Origin of the sequence: Brunnivagina elsteri CCALA 953, assembly GCF_002289455.1 — a bacterium.
Taxonomy (GTDB): Bacteria; Cyanobacteriota; Cyanobacteriia; order Cyanobacteriales; family Nostocaceae; genus Brunnivagina; species Brunnivagina elsteri.
In genome coordinates, this window is record NZ_NTFS01000018.1 from 1 (window position 1) to 21,234 (window position 21,234).

21 protein-coding genes and 2 pseudogenes are annotated in these 21,234 nt (G+C 39.2%); 9 read left to right on the forward strand and 14 right to left on the reverse strand.

Features of this window, described 5'->3' with window-relative positions:
* The first annotated feature begins 188 nt into the window (after nucleotides 1–188).
* Entirely contained in the window at nucleotides 189–740 is a 552-nt protein-coding gene (locus CK510_RS02915; protein WP_095720268.1) for an NUDIX hydrolase, read from the forward strand.
* A gap of 180 nt (nucleotides 741–920) precedes the next feature.
* Nucleotides 921–1,511 (forward strand): protoporphyrinogen oxidase HemJ, encoded by a 591-nt coding sequence (gene hemJ / locus CK510_RS02920; RefSeq protein ID WP_095720269.1) that lies wholly within the window; start codon nucleotides 921–923, stop codon nucleotides 1,509–1,511.
* A gap of 71 nt (nucleotides 1,512–1,582) precedes the next feature.
* Here the strand turns inward: hemJ and CK510_RS02925 are convergent.
* From CK510_RS02925 to CK510_RS02940, 5 genes and pseudogenes are all read right to left on the reverse strand, one after another.
* Nucleotides 1,583–1,726 (reverse strand): annotated as a pseudogene (locus CK510_RS02925) (MAPEG family protein); the annotation flags it as partial.
* 24 nt (nucleotides 1,727–1,750) lie between these two features.
* The gene (locus CK510_RS02930) at nucleotides 1,751–1,981 is read right to left on the reverse strand and encodes a hypothetical protein (RefSeq protein WP_211293071.1); all 231 of its coding nucleotides are present in this window, start codon (nucleotides 1,979–1,981) and stop codon (nucleotides 1,751–1,753) included.
* Between the two features lie 223 nt (nucleotides 1,982–2,204).
* Nucleotides 2,205–2,396: a Thivi_2564 family membrane protein gene (locus CK510_RS34340; RefSeq protein ID WP_095720270.1), complete on the reverse strand. Its 192-nt coding sequence runs from the start codon at nucleotides 2,394–2,396 to the stop codon at nucleotides 2,205–2,207.
* 69 nt (nucleotides 2,397–2,465) lie between these two features.
* Nucleotides 2,466–2,621, reverse strand: coding sequence for a lmo0937 family membrane protein (locus CK510_RS30810; RefSeq protein WP_143289205.1), 156 nt, complete (start codon nucleotides 2,619–2,621; stop codon nucleotides 2,466–2,468).
* Nucleotides 2,622–3,079: 458 nt separating this feature from the next.
* A pseudogene (locus CK510_RS02940) lies at nucleotides 3,080–3,262 on the reverse strand (CsbD family protein).
* A gap of 334 nt (nucleotides 3,263–3,596) precedes the next feature.
* Between CK510_RS02940 and CK510_RS02945 the strand changes: the two are divergent.
* The gene (locus CK510_RS02945; protein ID WP_095720271.1) at nucleotides 3,597–4,463 is read left to right on the forward strand and encodes a DUF6671 family protein; all 867 of its coding nucleotides are present in this window, start codon (nucleotides 3,597–3,599) and stop codon (nucleotides 4,461–4,463) included.
* A 62-nt stretch (nucleotides 4,464–4,525) separates the two neighbouring features.
* Here the strand turns inward: CK510_RS02945 and CK510_RS02950 are convergent, their stop codons facing one another.
* The 5 genes from CK510_RS02950 to CK510_RS02970 form a co-directional block, all read right to left on the reverse strand.
* Nucleotides 4,526–5,500: a lysophospholipid acyltransferase family protein gene (locus tag CK510_RS02950; protein WP_095720272.1), complete on the reverse strand. Its 975-nt coding sequence runs from the start codon at nucleotides 5,498–5,500 to the stop codon at nucleotides 4,526–4,528.
* A gap of 393 nt (nucleotides 5,501–5,893) precedes the next feature.
* Complete coding sequence (locus CK510_RS02955; RefSeq protein ID WP_095720273.1) at nucleotides 5,894–6,547, reverse strand: hypothetical protein; 654 nt, start codon at nucleotides 6,545–6,547, stop codon at nucleotides 5,894–5,896.
* A gap of 251 nt (nucleotides 6,548–6,798) precedes the next feature.
* The gene (locus tag CK510_RS02960; protein WP_095720274.1) at nucleotides 6,799–8,523 is read right to left on the reverse strand and encodes a succinate dehydrogenase/fumarate reductase flavoprotein subunit; all 1,725 of its coding nucleotides are present in this window, start codon (nucleotides 8,521–8,523) and stop codon (nucleotides 6,799–6,801) included.
* 227 nt (nucleotides 8,524–8,750) lie between these two features.
* Complete coding sequence (locus CK510_RS02965) at nucleotides 8,751–9,065, reverse strand: hypothetical protein (protein ID WP_095720275.1); 315 nt, start codon at nucleotides 9,063–9,065, stop codon at nucleotides 8,751–8,753.
* 149 nt (nucleotides 9,066–9,214) lie between these two features.
* On the reverse strand, nucleotides 9,215–9,574 hold the full coding sequence (locus tag CK510_RS02970; protein WP_095720276.1) for a hypothetical protein: 360 nt from the start codon (nucleotides 9,572–9,574) through the stop codon (nucleotides 9,215–9,217).
* A 357-nt stretch (nucleotides 9,575–9,931) separates the two neighbouring features.
* Between CK510_RS02970 and CK510_RS02975 the strand changes: the two genes are divergently transcribed.
* The 3 genes from CK510_RS02975 (at nucleotide 9,932) to CK510_RS02985 (ending at nucleotide 13,329) form a co-directional block, all read left to right on the forward strand.
* Nucleotides 9,932–11,302 (forward strand): DICT sensory domain-containing protein, encoded by a 1,371-nt coding sequence (locus CK510_RS02975; RefSeq protein ID WP_095720277.1) that lies wholly within the window; start codon nucleotides 9,932–9,934, stop codon nucleotides 11,300–11,302.
* Nucleotides 11,303–11,384: 82 nt separating this feature from the next.
* Complete coding sequence (locus CK510_RS02980) at nucleotides 11,385–12,026, forward strand: pentapeptide repeat-containing protein (RefSeq protein WP_095720278.1); 642 nt, start codon at nucleotides 11,385–11,387, stop codon at nucleotides 12,024–12,026.
* A gap of 208 nt (nucleotides 12,027–12,234) precedes the next feature.
* Nucleotides 12,235–13,329: a WG repeat-containing protein gene (locus CK510_RS02985; RefSeq protein WP_158224826.1), complete on the forward strand. Its 1,095-nt coding sequence runs from the start codon at nucleotides 12,235–12,237 to the stop codon at nucleotides 13,327–13,329.
* Nucleotides 13,330–13,924: 595 nt separating this feature from the next.
* On the opposite strand, the gene CK510_RS02990 is transcribed toward CK510_RS02985, so the two are convergent.
* Nucleotides 13,925–14,764 (reverse strand): type II CAAX endopeptidase family protein, encoded by an 840-nt coding sequence (locus CK510_RS02990; protein WP_095720280.1) that lies wholly within the window; start codon nucleotides 14,762–14,764, stop codon nucleotides 13,925–13,927.
* 140 nt (nucleotides 14,765–14,904) lie between these two features.
* On the reverse strand, nucleotides 14,905–15,186 hold the full coding sequence (gene clpS, locus CK510_RS02995) for an ATP-dependent Clp protease adapter ClpS (protein WP_095720281.1): 282 nt from the start codon (nucleotides 15,184–15,186) through the stop codon (nucleotides 14,905–14,907).
* 191 nt (nucleotides 15,187–15,377) lie between these two features.
* On the opposite strand from clpS, the gene CK510_RS03000 reads away from it, so the two are divergent.
* On the forward strand, nucleotides 15,378–15,779 hold the full coding sequence (locus CK510_RS03000) for a hypothetical protein (protein WP_095720282.1): 402 nt from the start codon (nucleotides 15,378–15,380) through the stop codon (nucleotides 15,777–15,779).
* Between the two features lie 308 nt (nucleotides 15,780–16,087).
* Here CK510_RS03000 and CK510_RS03005 read toward each other — a convergent pair whose 3' ends face one another.
* Entirely contained in the window at nucleotides 16,088–16,282 is a 195-nt protein-coding gene (locus tag CK510_RS03005; RefSeq protein ID WP_095720283.1) for a hypothetical protein, read from the reverse strand.
* Between the two features lie 481 nt (nucleotides 16,283–16,763).
* Here CK510_RS03005 and CK510_RS03010 point away from each other — a divergent pair, with 481 nt between their 5' ends.
* Nucleotides 16,764–17,090 carry an STAS domain-containing protein gene (locus tag CK510_RS03010; protein WP_095720284.1) on the forward strand — a complete coding sequence of 109 codons (327 nt, stop codon included), beginning with the start codon at nucleotides 16,764–16,766 and terminating at the stop codon, nucleotides 17,088–17,090.
* A gap of 207 nt (nucleotides 17,091–17,297) precedes the next feature.
* Nucleotides 17,298–19,934 carry a TIGR03960 family B12-binding radical SAM protein gene (locus tag CK510_RS03015; protein WP_095720285.1) on the forward strand — a complete coding sequence of 879 codons (2,637 nt, stop codon included), beginning with the start codon at nucleotides 17,298–17,300 and terminating at the stop codon, nucleotides 19,932–19,934.
* A gap of 1,106 nt (nucleotides 19,935–21,040) precedes the next feature.
* On the opposite strand, the gene CK510_RS30815 is transcribed toward CK510_RS03015, so the two are convergent.
* Nucleotides 21,041–21,220 carry a hypothetical protein gene (locus CK510_RS30815; RefSeq protein WP_143289206.1) on the reverse strand — a complete coding sequence of 60 codons (180 nt, stop codon included), beginning with the start codon at nucleotides 21,218–21,220 and terminating at the stop codon, nucleotides 21,041–21,043.
* Nucleotides 21,221–21,234: the final 14 nt, after the last annotated feature.

A 21,234-nucleotide genomic window follows, 5' to 3' on the forward strand; every position in this document is an offset into this window, starting at 1 on the left:
GGTATATTCATTATGATATTACTTTTGGTAATTAAAATCTGTATAGAGGATATTTTAATTTGTGTGCCAAAGTATGATATATATTTCTGAGATTAGATGTAAAATAATTTAAATTGAATTTAGGTTATAGTTTTAAGCTATGATACCCGACGCTTTTTGACTTTATTCGAGTTTGAAATACTTTATTTATGACAAAACTTGATAAATGGAAACTTATAAAATCTGAAATGGTTTTAAATCATCGCTGGTGTCAGGTGAGAAAGGATGAAATTGAGTTACCTAATGGTAAATTTATAGATGATTTTTTTGTACATGTTAAGCCTGATGTAGCTTTGGTTTTACCAATTACTATAAATAATGAAATTGTATTTGTAAGGCAATATCGACATGCGGTAGATGACTTTTTTATGGAACTTCCCGCAGGTGGTTTTAATCCGGAAAAAGAAAGTGCTGAATCGGCAGCTTTAAGGGAGTTGGAAGAGGAAACTGGATATGTGGTAGGGGAAATTAAGAAGATAGCGACACTCTATGATCGACCGAGTAAGGATACTAATAGAACCCATTTATTTTTAGCAGAAAATGTGGTTAAGGTGGGTGAACAAAATTTAGATGTTACGGAAGAAATTGAGGTTATATTAATTCCTGTTGATGAGGTTTCAGGGAAGATTGAAAATGGGGAAATTTGTGTTGCTGGAACTGTGGCAGCTTTGTTATTGGGGTTGAATTATTTGAGGAAGTAAATTCATATAGATGAATGTGGTGGTATTATCGTAAATCATGAAATGTTGGGTTACGCAAAGCCTCCACCCAACCTACAATTTTATTAACCCAACCCATATAATTCTCCAAAATTCCCCCTTCCCCTGTAATCTAGTATTTAACAGCCTCAAAACGAGGATAATAAAAGGCAGGTTACATTAATGGCATATCAATGGTTTAAAGCATTTCATATCATTGGCGTTGTCGTGTGGTTCGCTGGATTATTCTATTTAGTACGTCTCTTTATCTATCATATCGAAGCCGAACAGGAACCCGAACCCGCAAAAAGCATCCTCCAAAAGCAATACACCATTATGGAGAAGCGACTTTACGGCATCATTACCACACCAGGTATGCTAGTCACTGTTGCTTGTGCGATCGCATTATTGGTGACGCAACCGGAATGGCTACATCAAACTTGGATGCATGTAAAACTTGGTTTTGTTGTCTTATTATTGGGTTATCACCACTACTGTAAACGCTTAATGCGACAACTCGATCAAGGTACTTGTAAGTGGACAAGTCAGCAAATGCGGGCAATGAATGAAGCACCTACAATATTACTTGTAATTATTGTTATGTTGGTGATTTTCAAAAATAGTCTTCCTGTAGATATGACAACCTGGGTAATCTTTGGTTTAGTTTTGCTTATGGCAGTAACAATACAACTTTATGCCCGTAAGCGTCGTCTTGACAAAGAAAAAGAATTAGCGCAAATGGCAAATACCCAAGCACTTCAAGAACAAGCATAATATTTTATGGAAAGTTAGGAGTTAGGAGTTAGTAATTACGAATTACGAATAATCCTTTCTCCCTTCCCCTACTATTTTGAGATTAAAGATTGAATAATGCCTGCGATCGCACCTAAAAGTAGCACAATCCCAGGCATGGAACCAATGGCAAAACCGATCCCTCTTTTTTCAGCAGCTTGATAATATCCCCAAGCATAGATAATACGTCCTAAGAGAACCCCACAGAATAATTGATCCTGTCATAAATGTTGCTGTTTGGGCGAGGGATACTCTGCTTCAGACATCTCAGGCTCAATTGCATAGTTATTGACAATTCCCTCATAGTCTACTGTGTAACCAGCCCCTAATGGCTCATTAAGCGATTTTCCGGCTTCTTGCCGTGCATGTGCTTGAACCTCTGCGGGGATTAGCTCACTACCATCACTAGGAGGATGTGTTGCTGCTTTCTTCTCTTTATCGGTGTAAGTCATAGTTATATTGCCTCATAAGGTTAATTTTAAAAGCTGAGTACTGGTAGGCATTACCCAACTCTGTCTTAAGTAGTCGGGCATTCATTAATTCTGCTAATCTGCACTCAATACAGATGGATACTTAGTAAAAAGGCTTTGCTCATGAGTCCCTTTTGACTCTAAGGCTACTCAAAAAATTTGAGGAACTTGTGAGTAATCGCCGATATACTTCTACTACAATGGATCACTTACCGATACGAATTCCATGGAGAGAACTAAGCACTCCGAACACATTCAGCACCCACACAACGACGGCGACGACAACTGCAATGTTCAGGATTTGCTTGATCTTCCTATCCATCGGAATGTAGTTGTTCACGAGCCACAATAGAACCCCAACCACAATGAGAACTATCACAAATTGGACTAGATCCATGATGAATAACCTCTTTTTTACTATCTAAGGAGTACGGTTTTATGCTTGCAAGCCAAGCCACAATGGTAATTAAAAACTACGACGACCTATAAACAAGTTGTAGACAATGCCAATCAGTGCCAAAATCAAAAGCAGGTGGATTAAGCTACCACCGATGTGAATTGAGAATCCTAACAACCAGAGCACGAAAAGCACAACAACGGCAGTCCAGATGAGATTCAACATATTTTCCTCCCGTATTTTTAGATAAAAGTGGTGAAAATCCAGCCAGAGTAAAAGGTTATTAGAAACTATGACGGGTCTTAGGCTACCTTGCCATTTACCGTCATTGCGAATGGAGCGAAGCGGAATGAAGGTAAATTTTTTTTGTCCACTTACTTAATACTTGACGGCGTAAATTTATCGATGGATAGTTCCTCCGCTTCTTTGAGAAGCTAGAAATCTGGTAACATTGGGTTTACTTATACCAATTCAATATGAAAATGCATATAATTTGCCTGACTCCGCAGGCTTTGTTTATTTAGCCCCAGGCTTCCAGCCTGAGGGCGTTAATGTGCAGCCTCACATAGAATTGCGATTACGCCGCTTTGTACTATAGCGGTTCACTTGTGTCGAAAGAAGCTATTCTTTGAGGAAGGTTTCAATTATTTGCCTGAATAGCGATCGCCATAATAAATGATCAACTAGTCAACAATTTTTTTGACTTCATCTTTCACATCTTCGATAATGTGACGAACTTTTGCCTCTGTCTGTTTTGCTTTGCCCTCTGCCTAAGCTTTAGGATCACCAGTTAGATACCCTACTGCTTCTTGAAGTTTACCTTCGATATTTTTGGCGGTTGCCTTGACTTTATCGTTTAAACTCATGATTCTCTCCTGATTGAATTTGAGAACTACTTGCTACAAACGAGTTAACTATTCTGCTTCTAGTAGTCTGTCAACTTTATTTTGACGGATGTTAGTAGTGCGGGCATCCTGCCCACGTAAGAGTTTTAATCACAATATATCCGTCATTTTTATCTTGACAGAGTACTAGTACTAGTGTAAGAGATGGTTGTTTTATTTCCTGAATGAATTGATTCAACACGATACAAAACGTAACTGAAAATACAATGTAAATGACATATGTAATAAGATGTTTATGTTTATGAAGCTAGGTTAATTTTAGAGCTTATTTTCCTATTTTTGAGCAGGGGTAAAAATGCAAACTCAAGATTCATTATTTACCAATCGGAACGCGATACTAGCGACTATGCATAAAAAAGAGCAAGTTATCGCACCAATCTTAGAACAAGAATTAGGAATTAAACTCATAATTCGGGCAGATTTGAATACCGATAGTTTTGGTACTTTTAGTCGGGATATTAAAAGAGCAGGAACACAAATTGAAGCAGCACGATTAAAAGCAGAAAAAGCCTTAGAAATTACAGGTGAAAAAATTGCGATCGCAAGTGAAGGTAGTTTTGCTCCACATCCCCATCTGCCTTACATTTCTAGCAATAAGGAAATAGTTATTTTTATTGATCGAGAACTTGATTTAGAAATAATTGGTGAGGAATTTTCAACTGACACCAATCATAATCATCAAGCCATACAAAATTTAGAGTCAGCTTTTGATTTTGCCAAAAAGGTAGGTTTTCCCGAACATGGTTTAATTGTCATGTTGAATGAAAACCCTAAAGATAGCAGTGAAGTTTTTAAAGGGATTAATACTGAATCAAAACTGATTGAAGCAGTTAATCTAATTCTGAAAAACTCCTCGACAGGTAAAGCTCATATGGAAACAGATATGAGAGCAATGTATAACCCAACTCGGATGAAAAATATTGAAAAAGCTACTCGCAATTTAATTAGTAAAATTAAAAGTTGTTGTCCCAAATGTTCCACTCCTGGTTTTACAATTACTCAACGAATCCAAGGTTTACCTTGTGGAATGTGTTATGCACCAACTTTATTAACTAAAGCTGTAATTTATGAATGTAAAAAATGCGGTTTTAGGAAAGAAAGATTATTTCCTGATGGCATAGAACTTGCCGATCCAGGACAATGTACGTATTGTAATCCTTAAATAAAATTATCCCCATATCCCCGACTTCTTAAAGGGGGATATGGGGATATGGGGGGAATAAATTACCAAAATAAATGATTTAAAAAGTTCCGCAAAGGTTTTTTTCCAACTGGTTCAGAATAATCCATTGGCAATAAGTTTTGAATTGCTACTTGTAGTTCATCTATTACTGCTTGAATTTGTTCAGCTTTGATTCGATTACACTTAGGAAATACTAAAGGCTCTCCAATTCTTACTATTAACTCCTTGCGGAAAAATAAGTCTTTAGTTCCAACAAGTGCAATAGGTAAAATCGGAACACCAGAACGCAATGCATAAATTGCAGCACCACGTTTTAAAGGTAATACTTGTCCTTCAACAGCACCTAACTTACCTTCAGGAAACAGTAAAACACTATCACCACGATTAAAAATTCCTTGGACAATTCTGTCTAATCTTCGCATTGATTCAATCGAATTACCTTTAGGGACATATTTTTCAATATCCGCAGCAAGTTCCCCTAAATCTTCACATCCTGCTTTTGCTGCTTCAACTACCGCTATTTCTTCTTTCCACATTCTTTCCAGGGGAATAACTCCCTTAGCAAAACGTAGTAATATACGCTTCCAATTGTTGTTATATAAGGTACGAGCATCACCCAAAATATGAAAATATGGTTTTGCAGGTAATTCCGATAATAGTAAAAATGGGTCAATATGGTTGAGGTGATTTACTGCTATCAATACAGGAATATTGGGAATTCTTTCGGAATTTTCAACTTTCACACAAAATAGGGTATTTATGATTATTCGCATTACCATACGTCGAATGTAACCGCTAATTTTGCGCTCTGTACCACCTTCTAACAAAGCTTCCTGCGATAATAGGGTTTGTTGAATCATCTGATTAGAAGTGCGATCGCGTGCAAATTCTAAACCTTCACCAGCACGTTTAATTGCTTCTTCGGTTAATTCTGTTTGGTTATTAAATTGATTATTAACAATTAGTGCTGAATTAGCTGAATTAAATTTCTGTTCACAATGCAAAGTAGATGTCATTTCGATTTTGGATTGGGATTTTTACTAAGAATTAATTATTTGGGAACATCAAAAAATAAATATTCCCAATATACAAGGGGTGGGATTTTTTACTTTCTAGAAGTTCTTTAAATAAGGTGTGCTGTTCGCTATGTAATTACACTAGCTGAAGACAAACTACAAAAGTTAATTACTGAGACAGTTTTTTTCAATGTCCTCAAATAAACCTGTTCTAGCTCAATAAATACAGCTATTTGCACTTATTTTGGTGGACAGACGCTTAATTGTCATATGTGGCAGAATATATTTTCATATTAATTTTTCATCTAGAGAGACGTGACATATCTCATCTCTACAAGATTTTGGATATTCTAAATTCTAAATTCCAACTTCTGATTTCTGATTTATTCCTTATTAAAATTCCTTCCAAGCAAAATCCCGCATAGATTTTCGTGATTTATCGTTGTATCCAACTCTATTTTCCCGTTTAGCTTTCAAAACCGTTTCTAACGACTTAACTATTTGAGATATTTCTGGAACAGCACGCTTTTTCGGATGATTATTCAGATACAAACACTCCTTAGTTGCTGATAACTCATCTTTGCGGGGAGATGCATAAAAACTTAAAGCATCACTTGCCAAACAAGCACCAACTATCTCCACATAGTTTAGATAAGTTACACAAAAAACCAAAATTTCATCCTCTTCCGGTTCATATACAACCGGATCTGTTTTTTGAAAAACCCATGACTTTTCGGCGCGATCGCAATGTACACTTTTAACATGGAGTCTTGCATTTACAGTTTTGATATCCGCATCAAAACTTTTCTGATGTCTCTGATGAATGGAAAAATCCACCTCTTCAGTAATCTTTACCCCTATTCTCCCTATTTCCCTCTCAACAGCGACTTCTGCCAACTTTGCCCAATATGCCTGATTTATAATAATTTCGATATCCGTTTGATTTCTATCCTTGGCATAAATATCACCAACGGTATCGGCATAAATCTCCGCAAACTCTCTACAATCTTGTTTATTCTGCTCTGTAATACTTATTTTTATAGCCATTTTAGAAAATTTGCCAGCAACAGCCTATCACTCAACACTAGTATAAAAAAGTGTAGTTATGCAAATAAACCTTATCTAAGTAAGTTAGCATCAATAAATTCAACTATATTTATTTTATTCTCTCTGCGTCCTCCGCGTCTTGGCGGTTCACTAATATTTTATTTAATTAATTCTGACAGATTCCCGACTTCGATCGAAAAGCCGGAAATCTTCTATTCCACTAAGTAAAAACTCGGAAGCAAAAAATCTAATTAATACTTCCGCTCCAGTGGTTCAAACATCCCCACATTCACCGGAACATATTGAATATCAATCCCCGCAGGTGAATAATAGGCAAACGTATGCTGTAAAAAATTACTATCATCACGCTGTGAATAATCTTCGCGAAAATGCGCTCCTCGGCTTTCCTTCCGCTTAAAAGCTGAATTCAGAATAACCTGCCCAACCAACATCAAGCTGCGTAATTCCAACGCTTCAACCAACTCCGTATTCCAATCTTTGCCTTTATCATCTAAGTAAATTTGCGAATATTGCTGCTGATATTCTTGTGCTTTTTGTAATCCCTGCTCCATCAATTCCGCAGTCCGAAATACCCCGCAATATTCCGTCATTGCATCTTGGAAACCCTGCCGAACTTGATTAATCCGCAATTTTCCTGGTTGGTCAATTAAAGCTTGAATTTCCTGCTTTGCCTCATTAATATACTTCTGCTCATTAATTGTGGGTAACTTGCGGTTTTCCACATAACGAGCAATACTTGCTCCCGCTCTTCTGCCATAAACAACACATTCCAACAGCGAATTACTACCGAGACGATTTGCACCATGAACCGACACACAAGATGTCTCCCCAGCCGAGAAAAAGGCTTCAATCACACCATCAGCACTACTACGAACTTGACAGTCAGTGTTAACAGGAATACCACCCATACAGTAATGAATTGTCGGACGCACGGGCATTGGTTGGGTAACAGCATCCACCCCAACTAAACGATGTGCTTCTTCCCAACAAAAAGGAACCCGACTCATGATTTTTTCCTTACCCATGTGCCGCAAATCCAGATATACAAAGCCTCCCCCCGCACTCCCATCCAGATTAACACCACGTCCAGCGCGAATTTCATATGCGATCGCACGGGATGTAATATCTCTAGGTGCAAGTTCCATTCGACTAGGTGCGTATTGCGACATGAATCGTTCACCTTCACTGTTGATTAAATACGCCCCTTCTCCCCGCACTGCTTCGGAAATCAACACACCAACGGGTAATCCTGTGGGATGGAACTGGACAAATTCCATATCTTCCAACGGTAAACCAGCTTGTGCAGTCATTGCTAAACCGTCACCTGCGGAAGCATAATCATTCGATGTGGTGTTATAAACGCGACCATAGCCACCTGTAGCAAACATCACAGCCTTTGCCCGCACGACTTCAATATGTCCGTCCTGAATACGGAACATAACAACACCTTTCGCTACGCCATCTTCCAATATCAGGCGCATTACGTACCACTCTTGATAAACTTTTACACCATTACGCCGTAGATTATTGACTAGTTCGTGTAAAATTGCATGTCCCGTTTTATCCGCAGCGTAACAAGTGCGATTGTGGGAATGTCCACCAAATGCCCGTTGAGCAATTCTGCCATCAGGAAGTCGGGAAAACAGCACTCCCATATGTTCCAAATCGATCACAACATCGGCAGCTTCCTGAGTCAAAATCGCAACCGCATCTTGGTCAGCTAAATAATCGGAACCCTTGACAGTATCAAACGCATGTGCTTTCCAGCTATCCTCCGCATCAACATTTTTTAAACTTGCTGCCATTCCCCCCTGAGCAGCGACAGAGTGCGATCGTATCGGGTGGGTTTTTGCAACTACGGCAACATTCAAACTGGGGTTAGTACGAGCAATTTCCACAGCCGCACGACATCCAGCTAATCCACCACCAACGATAATTACATCATGTTCGAGCATAATTTATTATTTTAAGTAATTTGGCATACAAATATATAAGTTTATTTTACGTGGGAAAAGGGAAGAAGGTTGGTAAGCAGCAAAATTCCATAGGGGCAAACGGTTATTTCCCCTCATTTGTATTACATCCAAAGGAAAAACATGATATTACAATCCCCAATCCCCAATATAAAAACCCTGCCAATTCGACAAGGTTTTAATATTAAGAATCATGAACTTTAGCTTATTTAATTTGTAGCTTGTACAGGTTGTTGCTGGGAAACATTACCAGGCATTGGTTCCATCTTCATTCCTGGTTCAAATGGTGCGACTTCAATATGATTTAATAGGGTGGTTACAAATGCGAAGAGTAGAAATGGCAGCGACAACAAGACAACGAGTCCGACTGTAACTAAAGCATAAACTGGTCTTCTCGCACCCATAAGCGCCAATGCCGCAGCTAAACTAATGGTGATAGTAATTAACCAAACCATGATTTGACCGTAAACGTCACCAAATGTGAGAGTGCAGATAAACCGATATTTTTGAATATTATTATTCATGATATTTCTCTCAATTCTTCCTTAATTTCTAGATTAGAACTATGTTTTTTATTTTGACGATTTCTAAATATTTTTGAAACAATCGTAACATTGCTTCATACATTTCTGAGCAACCCGATAAAAAGCTTAAGTCATCTGGGCTTATATTTCTATTTGTTACGAAATTTCTTATTACGATTTTTATTGTTATTGCTTGATTTTAACTGCTTTAAGTCATAATCCTCGCTAATAACAATTGTTTCTAAATCTCGGATGCGTTGTTCGAGTAATTCAACTTGCTGGGTTGCAAAATAACTACCTTTAGATTTCTTATTGTCAGAACCCCAAACCGCTACAGTACAGATGCTTGCCCCAGCCAAAGCTGCTAATGGAATAATGGGATTGCGAAGGAGAATAGCTAGTGGAGCACTAATCGTTAAAATAGCAGTTGTCCATCCCCAAATTTGCTTAGTGGCAGCAAGACGTACATCTTTTTCTGGTTCTTTTTCTTGTTCCGATTTCTTTCCCATATTTTCCCCAATCTGATATTTTTCTAAGTTTTGATTTTTACATTGACATATCTAAGTCAAATCAGCTTCACACTTTTGGGTTAAGTAAAATTGCTCAAAGCTTGTTTTAGGCAGGTTAAGAATAATAGACATCTCCGGAAAAGATGTAGAACGTAGAGCTTAGGGACTTCCAATTTTTGAAAATGCCTGAAAAGCTTAGAGAATAATTTTTCTTTCTTTTGTCCTATTGTACTACTCCCTGAAAGCTACGTTTATGGCAACACAATATATCCTCCTCAAAAAAACGTCACAACATTCCCCTCTCATAATTGATACAATAGTTTATCAAAATCAAAATCCCCCAACTTCCCATAGCCCATGCTAGAAGGTTCAATACTACAAAAGCTTGAAACATCCCACCGTCAGAGTCAACGACCAATTCGATTTGGGGTGTACTTTAAAAATACCCTGGTTGCCTTGTGTCACGCTCTCGAAGACCATATTCTCAGTCATGACGATTCACCACTAGTAATTACAGCCTTCCAGCAGGGTAAATGGTATCTTCAAGAAGCCGATCGCTATGCAGATATTGCCAAAATCGCAAAACAAGTCGTAATTATGGCTTCTGCTGATAGCGGTTGGGCAGAACACCCCACCAGTCAATTACCAAATGTCGATTTGGTAGGATTAAAACCAGAAGATGCAGTATCAGAAGAATGGCATTTAATTATTCTGTCGCCAAATTACACAGCAATGGTACTTTGTCAAGAGCTTAGTCAGGCTGATTATGGGGTGGCAGGGCAACCAGAAGCGGATTTAGAACGGAAATTTTATGGTTTGTGGACATTTGAGCCAGAATTAGTCAAAGAAACAGTCACGTTAGCAATTTCCCACATCAACGATTACAATCCCGAATTAGCCAAAAGACTAACTGAGTATCAAAAAGAGATACGATCGCACTTAGTGACAGGGGAAGAGTTGAGTGCAGTTGTCACCCGTGTTGTCGATTACTTACAAACTGGACAGAAAAATACGACTCATAAAATTTTAGACCGTAACTTGGTTTCCAACGAAATTCAAGCCTTTTTACGGATGGCACAAATAATGGATGCAGCTGATATTACGAATCCAATGGCAGCATCCGAAGTCGTCGCACTTACCGAAACAATTTGTCAACTATTAGATTTACCCGCTTGGCAAATTAAGCGATCGCGTTTGGCAGCATTATTACATCGAATAGACCCATTACAACGCGCCGAAAGTATCCTCACGGCTGGAAGTGCCCATCGTTACCAAGATGATACACCGGATATTCCCCCTTCTTGCCCGTTAGTACCGGGGGCACAAGTATTACGAACCATGCCGAGATTGCGTGCGATCGCACAAATTATTACCCACCAAACCGAGTCATGGGATGGTAGGGGGGAACCAGCAAGATTGGCAGGTGATGAAATCCCTTTAGAATCGAGGATTTTGGCATTAGCGGCAGACTTTCAACATCGGGTAAATCAGAAAAAATCTACTAATTTGAGTCAAGAGGAAATATTTGCCCAAGCTTTGGAAGAATGTAAGCAGCAATCGACACGTTTCGATCCTAAATTGGTGGAAGTATTAACTTTACTGGTTATGGGGTTACAACAGGGGCTAGAGTTACCACTAATGACGGCAAAAGTTACTTCTGGAATGTGGTTGCTCGATTTTAGACTAGATAATGAGGAAAAGACTGGAGTGGAAGCTACTAGTCGTTAAAAATATCAGGATAAGAAGCTCACACCAAACTGCAAAACACCAATAAAAACTTTGCGACTCTGCGGCAAACATTCTAAAACTTATGAATATAAATGAAATTCGTAGCGGAACTCTCAAAAATCTACCAGGTTCTAATTTAGAAGATGAGGATTTATCAAAGCTTGATTTAACCCGCATTAATTTGGCTGGAGCAAACCTCATTGGTACTAATTTTGCAGCATCAAAACTCGAAGGTGGACGCTTGGAAGGTGCTAATCTAATGGGTGCTAACCTCCAAGCAACCGATTTACGGGCAAATTTAATGGGTGCAAATTTGATGCAAGCTGATTTAACAGGTGCAGATTTGCGCGGTAGCAACTTACGCGGTGCTAATTTAATGGGGGCAACATTAAGTGATGCAACCCTTGCTGGCGCATTTTTGGGTGGAGCCAATTTGATAAATGTAAATTTACAGGGGGTTGATTTGCGCGGTGCCGATTTGCGCGGTGTAAACCTTACGGGGGCAAATCTTAAGGGTGCAGATATCAGTCGTGCAGATTTGCAGGGTGCTTTGTTGAGTGAAGCTAATTTAGAGGAAGCTGATTTACGGGGTGCTAATTTGGCGGGGGCTAATTTTACAGGAGCTAATTTGCTTTGTGCGGAATTGGAAGGGGCTAATTTAAATGGCGTGAATTTGGAAAGAGCTTGTTTGTTAGGTACTGTGATGGCTGAAAAGGTTGGTTAACGTTTATTATCCCACGCGGAGAGGAATGTAAGAATGGTCTGTTTTTGGTGAGGTGCTTGTCTACTTTGTGCGATCGCATTTTCACCATATCCTTTTAATTACTTAGTTCAAGAGTAATTTATAGTACTTATAAATCTAGTCGTAATTACTCAAATATTTTCGTAACCCGTTGTGCCAAGCTTGATAGACTATTATATCAATGTATATCATGGCACGCAAAATTAGACAAATATTACTGAAACGACTTCAATGGGCAATAACTACACTCGTAGTTGTAGGAATGCCCATAGTTATACCTCTGTCTCCCACATTAGCGAATACTGCAAATAGCTCTTTTGCACCAAGTATTAAGAATATCCGCTACAGAATACCAGCAAAATTTAATAATGGTTCGGAATTTTCGGAAGGGTTAGCACCAGTTAAAATTGGTAAAAAGTACGGTTTTATTAATAAAGGGGGTAAACTCGTTATTCAAGCTAACTTTGATGAAGTTTGGGCTTTTTCTGACGGTTTAGCAGCAGTAAAATTCGATTCCAAATGGGGTTATATCAACAAAAGAGGTAGATTTATAATTCAACCACAATTTGATGAACCAGATTTCTTTGACGACGGTTTAGCATCGATAAAAGTTGGGAATAAATACGGTTTTATCAATAAAAAGGGTAAGCTTGTCATTCAACCAAAATTTGATGCGATCGCTTCGCATAACTTCGTTAACGCATCTTCATTTACAGAAGGATTGGCATCGGTAAAGATGGGTGAAAAATACGGATTCATCAATAAAAAGGGAGAATTAACAATTCCTGTACAATTTGAAGAGACTTCTTTCTTTAAAGATGGATTAGCAGCAGTTAAAGTTGATGGCAAATGGGGTTTTATTAATAAACAAGGAAAGTTTGCTATTCAACCTCAGTACGATTCCGCAAATTTCTTTCGAGAAGAATTGACATCTGTGAAAATCGGTGAAAAATATGGTTTTATTAATAAGCAAGGCAAACTCGTAATTGCAGCTAAATTTGATGCTGCTACTCCATTTCAGGAAAACTTAGCAAGGGTGAAAATAAGTGAAAAATACGGTTACATCAACCATAAAGGTGATTTAGTCATCGAGCCAAAATTTGCAGATGCGACAGTTTTTTATGAAGGATTGGCACAAGTCAAAGTAGCTTCAAAATGGGGTTATATAAATAAAAACGGAGAACTAGTCATCGAACCCCAATTTGATGAAGTCAAGCCTTTTTCAGAAGGATTAGCGAATGTTTGTATTAGCAATAAATGCGGTTTTATCCGTAATCCATTATAATAACTTTTTTAATGTTTATAAGGAAAATGCTGAAAACCCCTGAGAAACAGCAACACAGTTGCATATTTCGTGCTTTAGACAGGGGATGTACGCGCTTCGCGTTCCCGTAGGGTAAGCTAGTGGCAGGATTTATCCTGCTTTGATGGTAGAATAGTACCAACAGGAACGGTAATCAACCTGTATAAAAACCCAACTGCCTAACAGCAATCTGTACCTTGACAATTGAAGATATGGGGTTCTATTCCATAGTTTTAGTTCCTTCCCAGGAATAGGTAAAATCTACCCTTCGGGAACGCGAAGCGCGAACATGGGGACTAAACGACACAGAATTAACTCAAACAAATTTTGGAATAATCCAACTACCGAGGGGCACTCGGTAAGTAACGCTTGGGGAGAGAACCACCTCTGGCTTAGATACCGCAAGGGGTCTAAGCTAAGTGGACTCGTTGAACCAAGAATCTCCGTGTCTTTAGACCGGAGAGTGTCAAATTCCTAACTTATTTCGTTCCCATACTTGATATGGGAACAGATTATTTATCCGTATTTATCCGCGTTTATCTGCGGTTCTTATCTCCATATTTCCCTTGAGTCTGTACTAAACTGAATTACGGGAAAAAGTTAAATTCTTTCTCCACATCCACAGACTCAAAATTAATAAAAAAATTAAACCCATAATTCCAGCAAGGGGATTCTCATTAACCCCAGTTATCCAAACTGGAACATTACCCGTATATTTAATCAATCTTCCCACATTAACAACATACCAACCCCAAACTAATCCTGCATGAATCCCAATCGATAAACCCAAACGTCCACGACAAAGACGTTTTGCCCAAATACAAGTTAATGCTAGCAGCAATAAACCAAAAAATTGCGGTGAAGTCCGAATTATCTCTGGGATGGGCTTAATAAAGTGGGAAACTGGAAACAGAATTGCACCACCCCAAAGTACTATACTGGGCTTATAATCACGTTCCAATTCGTCATATATCCAGCCACGAAATAATAATTCCTCTGCCAACCCCGTACCCAAAGCCGTAGGAATTGCTTCTATAATAAGTTTTGTTAACGATGTACTAGGTTTTTGCCATTCTAACCACCCTAATCCACCTTGAATCAAAAATAATAATTGAATACTAATTAAACCGATCGCTAAACCCCGTATTAATTCAACACCATTTTTACGGGTAAATTCCAAGCCAACATGACTATACATGTGGGGTTCCTGGTGAACCATTTTACCCCAATGAGGCAGGAAAATGAAAAATGCGATCGCAAGCAATCCCATTGTTAAAATAGTAACTAAATTATAATCTTTGATAAGTAAATATATAGGTATGGCTATAGGCAACCATACCACTAGTAAGCACGATAGAAAAGCAATTATGCGGATAGGGGCTGGACGATGAGCTAAATTACCTAAGTTAATTTTCATACCAAGTTTACGAGCATCTACTGAAGAAACGATTTTAAAGCCATTGGGTTAAATTTGGCTATTCGCGTCTTCAACAAGATTATTTTGCTTTAATCACACTAATTCAACTTTGACCGAAACTTGGTATGCAGGTTTTCTTTTTATTGATCAGGTTCGATAGAACTGCTTAAACCTTTTTCTTTTAGGCTTTCGCAATAAAACTCGGCATGTTCCTGAGCGCAAGTAATAACTAGGGCAGTACCATTACTATGAGCTTCCATCATAATGCTGACAGCTTGCGGTTGGCTAAGACTTGTGACTGTGGTGATAAGGGTTTGCACCACATACTCCATCGAGTTGTAGTCGTCGTTATGGAGTAAAACGCGATACCGAGGAGCTATCTTTCTAGTTGTTGAAGGCTTTTGAATAGTTTCGACTGACACAATTCTCTACTATGAAAGTTTTTCTATGACTACAGAAAAGGCTTTGCTCAAATTTTTGAACAGTTGCTATTTTATTCTATAACATTAGATTGTAAATGCTGACAAAGCTAAAATTATTATTCCTTTAGGTTGATTATTACGAATAAAATGGAAATAGCAACAATATTTTTAGCCTCTATCCCCAGTTGAGTATGGATGATAACCTAAATTTCCAATCAGGACAAATTTTATTTTTAGAATGCGATACTTCTTTGGAGTCACGAAGCTGCGGCAATATCAAAGACATACGCGATCGCTCTCGTTTATATGCTGAACTGATTCAAGTTGTTGTTTCTCGCCAACTTTGCTGGGTACGTCCATTATTACTGGTAGACTTTACCCAGGAAATTCCATTGGTTAACGATTTGCGTGGTGCAAACGATATATTATGGTCGGTAGATTCATTTCGCCCAGCTTTAGATACTGATACGATTGAGTTTTTAAGTCAAGTAATATTTAAAGAGCCAAAGCCAGAACTCTTAGGAGTCGCAAAACAGCAGTTAAACCAATTTATTCAACAATTATGGCAATATTCCCAAAACAAAATTAGATAAATGCTGTGATGCGATCGCATTTATTCATCATTTCTATGTCTCTATACAATACATAGAATTTACCAAGAATCTCCATACCGATACTGAAATCATACTTACGACAGAAAAAAATCACTAGTTAGGAGTAACCAAAATAAAGCTATCATCTAAACAAATAGCTGAAAAATTTATGAAATAATCTGTCTTTACTAGTAATTTTTACTTAAAGAACCTTCTACTTTTTACTTTTGCCTGGTTATAGTTAGTTAGCAATTTATCAACAACCATACCCAATCAAGTAAGTTAAAAATTTCACCATCAAAATATAATCAACGACTAGAGACTAACTGAACTCTTCCAGCATCCATTTCTGACATTAGTAATTCCAACGCTTCATAGTCAACGTCAGAAATATAACCCATTGCTGTTAACTCATAATTTATTTCATTCTCAATCTCCGGAGTTAATTTTTTAATATCTAGAGCCTTTTCTACCAATTGACGGATAGCATATTTTGTGTACATAGCATCAAGCCTAAACTAGTTTTATAGTCATTATCCCAGGTGCGACTAGGTATAAAATGTGATGCATTTATCTTTCTATCTGTGATTGCGATCGCAGCTATTAAGTGATTTAACCCATAACCAAGATACTATATTTACCAGGTGTCACCAACATCAGAAGTCACTATTTTCCAATTACAATAAAAGTCTTTCAAAATCAACCAGTGATAAGAAAAGGTTTAGTTAATTAGCCATTAAATTAAGATTAAGCGAAGGCGGTTTATTTCAACTGTGTTATTCTTGGTCGAATGTCAACTTAAAAAAGTATCTGAAAATACAATTTCCCCAATGGCGATCGTAATCTTTAAACTAAAACTATCAAGTAATAAAGATTCAACAAAGATATGTCAAACGAATGGTCGATGACAAGGAAAACAGTTTATGGTCAAATACATCTATCTTTAGAGTTTGAGAACTTTAAATAGGTACATAGGAATTAATTATGCAAGCAGTACTTAGTCAAACGAAATTTACAACAGTAGCTCCTCAAGGTAGCTTGAACGCGGCAAATGCCTTGGAATTTGAGCGCGACTTGACAACAGCCTTGAGACATGACGGAGTTCAAGCCTTACTAGTAAACCTCAAGCATGTCGAATCCTTCGACAGCGCTGGTTTAATGTCACTAGTCTCATCTCTCAAACTTGCACAAGCTCTAAACAAGCGCTTTTGTCTCTGTTCTGTCTCCCCAGCACAGCGAATAATTTTTGAACTAACCCAACTCGATCGTGTATTTGAGATATTAGACGAAATATTAGACTCTGATGCTTAATTATCTATCTAGCATCCTTCTTGACAAGGGTGTAATTAAGTGTAGGATGAGAAAACCATTTGGTGCAGCGACAGTTTCACCCCAAATAGAGCAAAAAATACTAATCCAGTATCAAAGGGATAACTTGAGATATCTCAACACCCCGAATAAATGCTAAGTTGGATGTGGAGCGCCCTAACTTTTAAATTAGCTAGAAGATAGCGAGACGTGGCAGTTGCAGTAAAAGAATTAATCACACCGGATATTCTCAAGCCAGGACGTTACTTAGGCAACGAACTTGGCTCAATTCATAAACCTTGGCACCAAGCTGAGGTTCGCTGGGTACTAACCTATCCAGAAATTTATGAAGTTGGTGCATCAAACTTAGGGCATATCATCCTCTATAATATCCTGAATGCCCAACCCAGACAATTGTGCGATCGCGCTTATTTACCAGCACCTGACTTAGCAAGCAAATTACGGACAACCGAAACACCATTGTTTGCAGTCGAGTCCAAGCGATCGCTACGTGAATTTGATATTTTAGGCTTTAGTCTCAGTTATGAGCTAGGGGCAACAAATATCCTGGAAATGCTGGATTTGGCAGGCATTCCCCTCATCGGGGAAGAACGCGACGCTGGCAATTACCCCCTGATTTTTGCAGGTGGTCAAACAGCAACATCAAATCCCGAACCATACAGTGACTTCTTCGATTTTATCGCCTTGGGTGACGGCGAAGAACTTTTACCGGAAATCGGTTTAGTTCTGGAAGAAGGTAAGACCAATTGTTTGAGTCGCGAAGAGTTATTACTCGACTTGGCACAAATACCTGGTGTTTACGTACCCAGATTCTACAACTTAGCCCCAAATGGCTCGGTTCACCCAAACCGTACCGATGTACCCAAACGAATTTTACGCCGAGTCGCAACTCCAATTCCAGCATACTCAATCGGACTTGTTCCCTACGTTGAAACTGTCCACGACCGCTTGACAATAGAGATTCGTCGTGGTTGTACCAGGGGATGTCGTTTCTGCCAACCAGGAATGCTTACCCGTCCAGCCCGCGATGTCGAACCCGAAAAGGTTGTGGAAGCCATCACCAAGGGAATGAGGGACACTGGTTATAACGAGTTTTCCTTACTATCCCTATCCTGCTCCGATTATCTAGCCCTACCAGCAGTAGGAATGGAAATCAAAAACCGCTTAAAAGATGAAAATATATCGCTTTCGTTGCCCAGCCAAAGGGTAGATCGGTTTGACGAAAATATTGCCAACATATTGGGTGGAACGCGACAAGGTAGTTTAACCTTTGCCCCAGAAGCCGGAACGCAACGGATGCGCGATATTGTCAATAAGGGTTTAACCAACGAAGAATTATTACGCGGAGTCAAAACAGCTTGGGAACAAGGCTGGGACAAAATCAAGCTTTACTTCATGATTGGTTTACCTGGCGAAACCGACATTGATGTTTTGGGAATCGTGGAAACAGTCGCTTGGTTGCAACGGGAATGTCGAGGCAGAGGTAGAAAGCCGTTAAACTTTAACTTAACAATTTCTAACTTTACCCCCAAACCCCATACCCCATTTCAATGGCATTCCGTAGCCACAGGCGAATTTGAACGCAAGCAAAAATTATTGCGTCGAGAATTCCGCAACCTACGCGGGGTAAAAGTCAACTACACCGACGTTCGGATTTCCGCAATGGAAGACTTTATCGGACGGGGCGATCGCACTCTCGGTACAGTAGTCAAAAGAGCCTGGGAACTAGGTGCTGGTATGGATTCTTGGTATGAAAGCGCAGATAAAGCTTTTGCTGCCTGGGAACAAGCCATTACCGAAGCCGGTTTATCATTCAAATATCGCCAAGTCGAAAATGGTGAGTGGAATTTATTTAGCGATGGGCAAACAGTTGGAGAAAATGCGGAAAAGCAAAATATTCCCAATTCCCTACTCCCCCACTCCCTCAATTATCCCCTCCCCTGGGACCACATCGACACCGGGATAGAGAAAAAATGGCTCCAAGAAGACTTACAACGTGCCCTGGAAGCCGCAACAATTCCCGATTGTTCCTTTGAAGGATGTTCTCACTGTGGTGTTTGTGGAACTGACTTCGGTCATAATATCGTCATCGAAGCCCTTCCCATTCCCAAATTTGCAGGTGATTTTGTCCCCAATACCAACAAAGTTCAGCGTTTGCGGATTTGGTTTGGTAAACTTGGAGATATGTCATTGATTGGACACTTGGACATCATGCGGTTATTCGATCGCGTCGTGCGACGGGCAGGATTACCAATTGCATTTACAGGTGGATTCCATCCCAATCCCCGCATATGTTTAGCAAATGCCCTACCATTAGGTGCAACCAGTAGCGGTGAAGTCGTCGATTTTGAGCTAACACAAATTGTTGATGTCGAAAATTTCCGCACACAACTTGTAAAAGCACTACCTGACGATATCCCAATCTATAATGTGGTAGAACTCGATTTGAAAGCACCTGCCGCAACCCAGGTTCTCGAAGCTGCCGAATATGAGATTACCATCGCCGTAACCGAGCAAATACCCTCGACACAGTGGCAGCTTTGGATTGATACAATCAAAGCAAAACCGGAAATTTGGTGCGAACAAACAACCAAATCTGGAAAAACCCACTCAGTTAACCTACGCGATCGCCTGTTTGAATTAGAATTAGTCGAAAATTCAACAAGCATTGTCGATTATGCAGTCAAACTGCGATATATGGGTAGCTGTCGTAACGATGGTACTCTGTTGCGTCCCGAACAAATCCTGTTTATGCTAGAAGAAATCACAGGCGGTGAATTCCAACTCCTGCATGTACATCGATGTACTCTGATTTTGCGGGATTAAACTAAAAGAAGGCAACGGCTCAATTTGTTGTCATCTAAATTTGAGATGAAGGAATTGATTTTTTGCAAGGTTGCGTTAGAATGGGATGAAGAGAAATTTTCTGGCGATGCATTGAGCGAACTGATTCATTAACCCTAATATTCAGGGCAGAAGAGCAAAGATTTCAGAGTGTAATTTCTAGGATTTTTCCCGGATATCAGCCGTGTAGATTAGATAGCACTCTCTCGCTTACAGCTATTTTTATGAATCAGTAAGCTAAATTACGCTCCGTCAGCAATTCTCGCTATATCTTTTTAAAACAATTGCTGAATGTCGAATCCACACTTGGTCAATAACTCAGCCCTAAAGGGACTGAGCTTGTAAGTAACAGGGCTTACGTGTTTGACTAGCTCACTAAGACACAGTTTGGTACGAACTTCCGAATGTTTCCCTAGTTCGGACTATCTTCAAACTATCTTGTTAATAGTGTTGGTTTGAGCCAAGACATCTTAACTGTGTTGAGCGAGGGGACTTAAACAGGTTTGCTGGTGAGTCCACTTGGCGGTGTCGGTTTCCGTCCCGCCAAAGTGGCGAACCCGTAAGGGTTCCTGGGATTATATCCATTTAAAAACCAGCATAAAAAATACTGTAGTTAAAATCACTCGTGTCGCTTCCCTAGGAAGCACTAAAAGTGACTTAAGTTTCCCGCATCCCGCGAGGTTTTATGAGTTCTATAAGTATTTTTACTAATACCTCATCTTATCGGGTGTGAAAATTTCTGTAAACGAGGCAGTGACTGTAGTCCAACCTGCGGGTACAGTAAAATGATTGCCGCTTTGCTGTAATCCTTTCCGTAGAGTTTAAGCTAGTCTAAAGCGAAAAGACAGCTACCGACTCCGGTTTCTTCCGACTTTGCAGACTGGATATTATCGATTTAATGTGCCTAAGGAGCAATCCTGGGAACAAAGAAAGAAAGAAAGAATTAGTTTGTATTGTTTGGTGACTTTAGTCTGTCATCACAGCCTGCCACCACCATAACAAGCTTTTGGCTCTGAAACGTTCTCAAAACCACTTATCCGAAAGGACAAGCTTCTGCTTTTTGCAACGAACAGAACTTTTTACTGAGACTATTTTAGATACAGCATTGCAGCAAAAATAACCACGAGTAGATGATTATTATTGCTTAAAACTTTATGCAGCCGTTCTGGAACGTAGGTGTAATTAAGCGTAGTTAGACGATGCTCCTTGCGAGCAAATGCGCTTGCCGTTGTGTCGATAGCTTCCCCCATATAACTTGAGACAAGCACTTGTTATTACTAGC